General features: G+C 68.4%; 1 protein-coding gene. It reads left to right on the top strand.

The genetic code is table 11. The features are described 5' to 3' along the window. Positions 1-547: IS3 family transposase (locus tag NR072_RS11445; protein WP_256837308.1), on the top strand; the 547-nt coding region annotated here is incomplete at both ends.

Below are 547 nucleotides of genomic sequence, written 5' to 3'. Positions count from 1 at the left end.
CGGCGCGGCACCCGGACCTCGTGAAGCGGGAGTTCACCGCGCCTGCCCCGAACCGGCTCTGGGTCACCGACCTGACGTTCGTGCCGACGTGGGCCGGCGTCGCGTACGTCTGCTTCATCGTCGACGCGTTCAGCAGGATGATCGTAGGGTGGCGGTGCGCGTCACACATGCGCACCGAGATGGTCCTCGACGCGATCGAGATGGCCCGCTGGTCCCGCGGCGCTCGCCACGAGGACCTGCGCTGTCACAGCGACGCGGGGTCTCAATTCACCTCCATTCGCTACGGCGAACGCCTCGCCGAGATCGGAGCGACACCGTCGATCGGGCCCGTCGGGGACAGTTATGACAACGCCCTGGCCGAGACCGTGAACGGCTATTACAAGGCCGAGCTCGTCCGCGGGCCCGCACGGCCAGGTCCCTGGCGAACGGCCGAGGACCTCGAGCTCGCGACCCTCGGGTGGGTGTCCTGGCACAACACGCAACGCCTCCACGGCTACCTCGGCGACGTCCCACCCGCCGAGTTCGAGGACACGTTCTATGCTGTCGA

This window comes from Micrococcus sp. Mcc89 (genome assembly GCF_024519795.1).
GTDB classification, from domain to species: Bacteria; Actinomycetota; Actinomycetes; order Actinomycetales; family Micrococcaceae; genus Micrococcus; species Micrococcus luteus.
The sequence above is the reverse complement of the archived record's forward strand: the minus strand, read 5'-3'. Positions and strand labels throughout refer to the sequence as shown.